This is a genomic window from Corallococcus exercitus (genome assembly GCF_003611585.1).
GTDB classification, from domain to species: domain Bacteria; phylum Myxococcota; class Myxococcia; order Myxococcales; family Myxococcaceae; genus Corallococcus; species Corallococcus exercitus.
In genome coordinates this window covers 1-7,051 of sequence record NZ_RAVW01000474.1, presented here as the reverse complement: position 1 = coordinate 7,051, position 7,051 = coordinate 1, and the positions used below count along the sequence as shown (strand labels likewise).

The 7,051-nt window shown below is 73.4% G+C and carries 3 protein-coding genes and 1 pseudogene; 3 read left to right on the top strand and 1 reads right to left on the bottom strand.

Going from position 1 to position 7,051, the window contains the following annotated elements:
• Positions 1 to 447: pseudogene (locus tag D7W79_RS36120) on the top strand (DUF1109 family protein); the annotation flags it as partial.
• A gap of 30 nt (positions 448 to 477) precedes the next feature.
• Here the strand turns inward: D7W79_RS36120 and D7W79_RS36115 are convergent.
• Entirely contained in the window at positions 478 to 918 is a 441-nt protein-coding gene (locus D7W79_RS36115; protein ID WP_120529842.1) for a peroxiredoxin, read from the bottom strand.
• Positions 919 to 1,095: 177 nt separating this feature from the next.
• Between D7W79_RS36115 and D7W79_RS36110 the strand changes: the two genes are divergently transcribed.
• Both D7W79_RS36110 and D7W79_RS36105 read left to right on the top strand, forming a co-directional pair.
• Positions 1,096 to 3,207 (top strand): chloride channel protein, encoded by a 2,112-nt coding sequence (locus D7W79_RS36110; RefSeq protein ID WP_208729930.1) that lies wholly within the window; start codon positions 1,096 to 1,098, stop codon positions 3,205 to 3,207.
• Between the two features lie 95 nt (positions 3,208 to 3,302).
• Positions 3,303 to 6,863, top strand: coding sequence for a hypothetical protein (locus D7W79_RS36105; RefSeq protein WP_120529841.1), 3,561 nt, complete (start codon positions 3,303 to 3,305; stop codon positions 6,861 to 6,863).
• Positions 6,864 to 7,051 lie beyond the last annotated feature (188 nt).

The window sequence follows — 7,051 nt, the reverse complement described above, 5'->3', positions numbered from 1 at the left end:
ACGGTGGCGCTCGTGGCGCTGCTCATCGTCGTGGGCGTGGGCGGCGGAGCGATGGTGGCCCTGGCGCCGAGGCAGCGCACCTGGCCTCTCACGCTCGTGGCCGGAGGCGCGCTGCTGCTGGCGCTGGCGCAGCTGACCGGGCGCTCCGGCGTCCAGGTGCGGCCCTTCCTCGCCGGCACCCTGGGGTGCATGGGCGCGGAGGTGGCGCTGTCGGTGGTGCCGCTGGCCCTGGCGCTCGTCCTGCTGTGCCGCTCCGCCTTCCAGCCCGTGCGCGCGCTGGCGGCGGGGCTGTCCTCCGCCGGTGTGAGCCTGCTGGTGCTGCACGTGCACTGCCCGGACGGCTCCGCGGGACACCTGATGCTGGGCCACGTGCTGCCGTGGTTCGCGTTGGCGGGCGTGGCGGTGCTCATCCGCTCACGCCTGCCGTCCCGCTCGTACGCGCCCTGAGTGCCGGGCGCCGGAGCCCCGGAAAGAGCCCTACTGGAGCCGCGCCAGCGCTTCCTGGGGGAAGGCGCGCGCGTCCACCTTGGCGTGCCACTCCTTGATGCGGCCGTCCGGCCCGATGACGACGCCCACCCGGCGCGCGTTGGCGGCCGAGGCGTCATCCGCGGCCCCGTAGGCCAGGCCCACCTGGCGGTCCACGTCGCACAGGAGCGGGAAGTTGAAGCCGAACTTCTGGGAGAACGCCTGGTTCTCCGCCGGCGTGTCGAAGCTGATGCCCAGGATGACGGTGCCCTTCGCCTCGTACTGGGTCTTGTGGTCGCGGAAGGAGCAGCCCTCCGCGGTGCATCCGGGGGTGTCCGCCTTCGGGTAGAACCAGAGCACCACGTTCTTGCCCCGGTAGTCCGACAGCCGGTGCGTCTTCCCCGTCGAGTCCTGCACGGTGAACTCCGGGGCCATGTCTCCCTGCTTGAGCATGTGCGATGCCTCCTTCATGGGGTGGAAACGGGGGGCGTCGTAGCACGCCCGGGGGGCGGGGAGCCGGGCACCGCTCGGGCGATGTGTGGAGTGGAGTGCAGGCGGACGGCGCCGGGGTGTGGGCGGCCTCAATTGGCTTGAAACCCACCGGCCTCCTCCGTTTAGTAGGTGCACCAAATGAACACCTCCGACGAACCTCCGCCTGCTCAGTCGCAGCGGACGGCCGCGCTCACGCTCTGGGCGCGCCAGAATCTTTCACGCCTCATCTACTTCCTGCTGGGCGCGTCCAACCGCATCCGGCTGCCGACGCCCTCGGTGCTGCCCATCGCGGGCGCGGTGGTGGGGCTCTACAGCGGCCTGGCCGCGGGCATCTTCTCCAACCTCATTGGCGTGATGAGCGGCATCACGTTCAGCGCCGCGGAGCTGGCGGCGACGCTCAAGCCGCAGCGGCTGCGCACGTTGATGGAGTCGCTCGCCTCCGCGCGCTGGCACCTGGAGTACGCGCTGGTGGGTGTGCCGCTGGCGCTGGGCGCGCTCCTGCTGGCGCGGGTGATTGAGCCCGGCGGACCTCGCGACGAGGTGAAGCGCCGCCTGCGCCTGCTCGCGTTGCTGACGCTGGGCGCGCTGTCGCTCTACTACCCGCTCGTGGGCCTGGCGGCCGTGAACGCCGTGTTCGGCCACGCGCACAACCTGCCCGCGGCGCTGCCGCACCTGCCCTGGTGGCTCATCCTGATCGCGCCCACGGTGGGCGGCCTGGCGGTGGGGCGGCTGCTGCGCGACCGGCCTGAGACGCACGGCCACGGCCTGCCGGAGGTGGTGCGCGCGGTGAAGAGCGGCGCCAACGTGGTGCCGGCGGACCGCGGGCTGCTCAAGCTCATCGCGTCCGCCATCACCATTGGCAGCGGTGGTTCCGCGGGCCGCGAGGGCCCCATCGTCTATGGCGGCGCGGCGTTCGCGTCCAGCGTGGGGCGCGTGCTGGGCTTCAGCCGCAAGGAGCTGTCCATCCTCCTGGCGTGCGGCGCGGGCGCGGGCATCTCCGCGTCCTTCAACGCCCCCATCGCGGGCGCGGTGTTCGCGATGGAGATCATCCTTCGCGAGTTCGAGCTGCGGGTGTTCTCCCCCATCATCCTGGCGAGCGTGGCGGGCACGCTGGTGAGCCGGGGCGTGCTGGACGAAGCGCCCATGATCAACCGGGTGAACTACGAGCTGGTCAGCGGCGCGGAGGTGTTCGCGTACGCGGGGCTGGGCATCGGGTGCGGGCTGCTCGCGTTCGCGTTCGTGAAGCTGCTGCACGGCGTGGAGCACTTCTTCCACGGCAGCATGGGGGGACGGCTGTCCCCGTGGCTGGGGAAGAAGCCGCTGCCGGTGCGCGCCGCGCTGGGCGGCCTGTGCACGGGCGTGCTCGTGTTCTTGAGCCCCACGGTGTGGGGCAGCGGGCACGACTACATCAACCTGGCGGCGGCCGGTCGGCTGCCCTTCCTCTTCCTGGTGACGGCATGCGTGCTGAAGCTCGTGGCCACGTCGCTCACCATCGGCTCGGGCGGCTCCGGCGGCACGTTCTTCCCGGCGGCCCTCATCGGCGCCATGGCGGGCGGCGCGTTCGGCACGCTGGTGCACTACTTCTTCCCGCTCGCCACCGGGCCCAGCGGCGCGTACGCCATCGTGGGTATGGGCGGCACGGTGGCGGCGCTCACGCGCGGCCCGCTCACCGGCATGATGATGCTGTACGAGCTGAGCGGCAGCCATGAAATCATCCTGCCGTTGATGGTGACGTGCACCATCGCGTCCGCGCTGTGCCACTACCTCACGGAGCGCACCGCGCCCAAGGTGCAGAGCGACGAGGACCTGCTCTTGACCACGCACGTGCGGGCCCTGATGACGGAGGTGCCGGCGGTGCCCGCGGGCACGCCGCTGCGCGCGCTGACGGACCAGCTGCTCACGTCCGAGGCCGGCACGCTGCCGGTGCTGGACACGCAGGGCAACCTCTACGGCACGGTGCACGTGGAGCAACTGCGCGAGGTGTGGCGGGACGAGTCCATGTACCCGCTGCTCGTGGCCAGCGACCTGGCGCGCAAGCTGCCCGCGCTGGCGCCGGACTCGGACCTGGCGCACGCGCTCCAGGTGATGGACCACGAGGACGTGGACGCGCTGCCGGTGGCGCCCGTGCTGGGGCTGGCCCCGTGCGGGCTCCTCACCCGCGCCGCCGTCCGGCGCTTCCTCTTCGCGCAGCACACCCGCGCGCACGCCAGCGGCGACTACCCCATCACGCCCACCGAGGCGACGCACTGAGCGGTCGCCCCGGAGGAGTCTGACCCGGGCGGAGGGGGGACGCGCGGGGGCTGGGCTCTGTCAGGAAACCAGGAGAGCGGGCATCCTTGGGCGCCATGTCCGAACCCGCCCTGTCCGCCCTCCGCGCAGAGCTGTCCTCCACCTTCCATGATGCCCGGGTGCGTCACATGGTGGCCCTGGGACGCAAGGCCCGGACGGACCCGGAGGCGCAGGCGCTGCTGGACGCGCTGGCCCGGGGGGATGCCTTCGAGCGGCGGCTGGCCCTGGCGGCCCAGTTCACGCGGCGCGACGGCGAGGCGGTCCTGAAGGCCACGGCGGACGAGTCCTTCCGCGTGCGCGCGCTGGCGTTCGAGCTGGTGTCCGTGGCCTGTGACGACGCCCAGGCACTGGAGGCGCTGCGCATGGCGCACGGGATGCGCCGTGAGCAGACCGTCATCCACCAGCTGCGGAAGCGGAAGCGGCACGCCGTCATCGACGCGTTCGTGGACGGGCTGGCCGAGCGCGGCGAGCACGCCACCTTCGCGGACACGGTGCCGCTGGCCTCCGAAGCGGGCCTGCGCCGGCACCTGGCCCGGGCGCTGGGGCGGCCCAGCTACCGGTTCTGGGCGCGGCTGGCGCGGCATGCGCCGTCGGTGCTGGGCGCGGTGCTGCTGGAGCAACTGCGCGCGGTGACGGGGGAGCCCGACCCCGTGACGCGGCAGCATCTGGGGTGGGGCCTGGGCTGGCTGGCGGAGCGGACGCCCGACGTCGCGGAGACACTGCTGGCGCTGCTGCTGAAGCGGGGCATCCCGCCGGACGAGCACGCCGTGCGGACGCTGGTGAAGCAGCGCCCCGTGCGCATGGTGGCGCTCCTGCGACAGCATCCCCCGGCGTTCCTCCCCCACCTGCTGTTCGCGAAGTCCCTGGCGTCGCTGGACGCCGAGTCCCTCACGTGGATCGTCCAGCGCGACCCGACACTGCTGGGCCGCGCGGAGGACGTGCTGAAGGAGCTGCCTGAGCCGCTGCACCCGACGCTCACGGAGGCCTGGGCGGCGTCCGTGGAGCGTGCGCCCGCGTGGGGCACGCCGCTCATCGCCCGCATCGTGGATCCGGCCGTGCGCGAGGGTGTCTACGGGCGCTGGACCGTGGGGGCGCGCAACCGCGACGGCGTCATCCCGCTGGAGTACCTGCGGCACCTGCCGGTGGAGCTGCGGGAGCGTGAAGCACGCCGTCACCTGAACGAGGTGGTGGCGCTGGGCACCCGCGCCGAAGCGCGAATCTCCTATGCGCGCTTCCTTCCCTGGGATGAGGCGCTGGGCTCGCTCCGGGGCGCACTGGGACACCCGGACGCAGCCATGCGCGGCGAGGGGCTGGGCGCCCTGCTGGCGCTGCCCGGCCTGCGCCCGGACGAGCCCGCGTGGGTGGCCCCCGCGCTGGCGGCGGTGCTGGCCCGGAAGAACGAACAGGACCCCGTGCGAGGGGTGATGCTGCAGGCGCTGGCCGCGTGGCCCCGGCGGATGTGGCGCGCCGAGCACACCGAGGCCCTTGGCCGGATGCTGCGCGACGCGCTGGACGCCGCGGACCTGTCGGTGGGCACGGCGCAGGCGGCGGAGCGGCTGCTGGTGCGGGCCTTCGGCGCGGACCCGGCGTGGGGCGCGCAGTGGCTGGGCACCTTCCTCAAGGAGCGCGGGCGCATCCACGACGCGGGGCTGGGCCACCGGTTGACGGACGACGAGGTGCGCCGGGCCGCGCCCTATCTCCTGACGCTGGCGAAGGCCTGGGCGGAGCGCGAGCGCGGCAGTCCCCTGCTCCAGCTCGCGGCGAGCCTGGGCAAGCGCGCGGCGCTGGTGGCCGGCCTGTCGGACTGGCTCGTCTCCGTGCGCGACGCCACGCCCGACAACCGCCTGGCGCTGGCGCTGACCGCGTGGCTGGCGAAGGAGGACCGGACGCGCTTCGAGTCGACGCTCGCGGGCACCCTGCGGCGCTGGCGGGACCGCGGCTGGGACGACGAGGTGGTAGCGCTGGCGGTGGCCGAGAAGCGCGGGCTTCCCCTGCACCGGGAGCTGGTGGACGAACTGGAGCGCGTGGCGCTGCGGCTGGGCAAGCCGTCCGGGAACGCGCTGTGGGTGCTGCGCTCCCGAGCGGTGAAGGACTTCGACCGGATGCTGCCCGCGCTGCTCAAGCGGGACGAGAGCGCCATCGCCATCCCGGTGGTGCGCGAGTACCTGCACCGGCGGCGGCAGGACCTGCTGGGGCCGTACCTCCACGCGCCGGTCATCACCGGCCAGTTCGCCACGGGGGCGACGCACTGGCTCCTGCCGTTCGACTCGGGGTTCTTCCGGTGGAACGTGGAGCAGAACCGGGCGTACTCGCGCGCGCTCGCGCGGCTGTGCGAGGACCTGGAGCGGGACACGCCCACGCTGCTGGCGGCGGTGACCCGGATGGCGGTGCTGGACTGGGCGCCGATGGATGCGCTCCTGGCGCTGGCGGACGACAGGCGGCCCGCGGTGCAGGAGCGGGCCCTGCGGGTGATGGCGCGGTGCGACCAGGGCCAGGGCGTGCCCACGCTGCTGCGCTGCCTGGAGGATTCGCGCGCGCGCATCGCCATCTACGGGCTGCGCCGCGCGTTCAACGGCATGCCCGTCACGCGGGTGCTGTCGCTGCTCTCGGAGGTGCCGCTGACCAAGGTCACGGTGGCCAAGGAGGTGGTGCGCCTCCTGGGTGAGCTGCGCTCGGACGCGGGCTACGCGCGGCTGCTGGAGCTGGACGCGAAGCCCCTGCACCGCGACGTGCGCATCGCGCTCCTGCGTGCGCTGTGGGACCACCTGGACCGCGAGCCCACGTGGGCGGTGTTCGAGCGCGCCGTCACTGGCGAGGACGCCATCATGGCGTCGCGCGTGGGCGACATCCCGGCGGACCGGCTGACGGAGGCGCTGGATGCGCGGCTGTCCGCGCTGCTCGCGAAGGTGCTGGCGCGGCCGGAGCCGGATGCGCGCATCGACCTGCTGCGGCGCGCGGCGTGGCTCCAGGTGAAGGACCGGGAGCGGGTGTTCCTCTCCGCCTGCGGCGCGCGGCTGGCGTCGCCCTATGACGACGAGGTGCGCGCGGCGATGGGGGCGCTGGTGTACCGGGCCGACGAGCGCGACGTGCCCTTGATGGAGCGGATGCTGGCGGCGGTGGTGGAGGACCGGCGCGCGCTGAGCGTGGCGCTGGACGCGCTGCTCCAGCCCCGGGAGCGGATGCGGCCCGTGCCCCTGCAGGCCGTGCAGGGCTTGGTGACCGGGCTCCTCACGAAGGACCCGTGCCTGGCGACGCTGCGCGTGCGCTGCGCGGTGGTGGCCCTGGAACCCGAGGCCTTCGCGATCCACCTGGACACGATGGGACAGGAGGGGTGGCTCCACGCGGACGCGCTGATGGCGGCCCAGGTGGCGGTGTCGAACCTGCCGGTGGACATGATGGAAGCGGTGGGCGGGCGCCTTGCGCGGAGCCCCAGCCCGGAGGCGCGGCGCGTGGCCCTGCATTGCCTGGTGCGCGACGCGGCGGACGGACGTGGCTGGACGGAGGAGCGGCTGGCGATGCTCGCCGGGTTCCAGCGCGATGCCTCACCGCTGGTGGCCGGCGCCGCGCAGTTCGTGTTCCCGCCCCGGGAGATGGTGAAGGCGCCGCAGGGGACCTGAGCCCCCGGACCTGCGCGTTGTACCCCTCCCGTCCGACACGGCCTTCCAAACCGGTCCGACTGGAGGGTTGCGCAGAATAGCGGCTCAGCCCGGCTGGGAGGCAGGGGGAGAAGCCGGGGCCTCGAGGAGGACGAAGACGCAGAAAAGCCGGCTGCGAGTGAGCAGCCGGCTGACGTTATGGGCCAGCA

Coding starts and splice junctions, on each gene's coding strand:
- D7W79_RS36105 (WP_120529841.1), top strand. CDS start 3,303: ATGTCCGAACCCGCCCTGTCCGCCCTCCGCGCAGAGCTGTCCTCCACC.
- D7W79_RS36110 (WP_208729930.1), top strand. CDS start 1,096: ATGAACACCTCCGACGAACCTCCGCCTGCTCAGTCGCAGCGGACGGCC.
- D7W79_RS36115 (WP_120529842.1), bottom strand. CDS start 918: ATGCTCAAGCAGGGAGACATGGCCCCGGAGTTCACCGTGCAGGACTCG.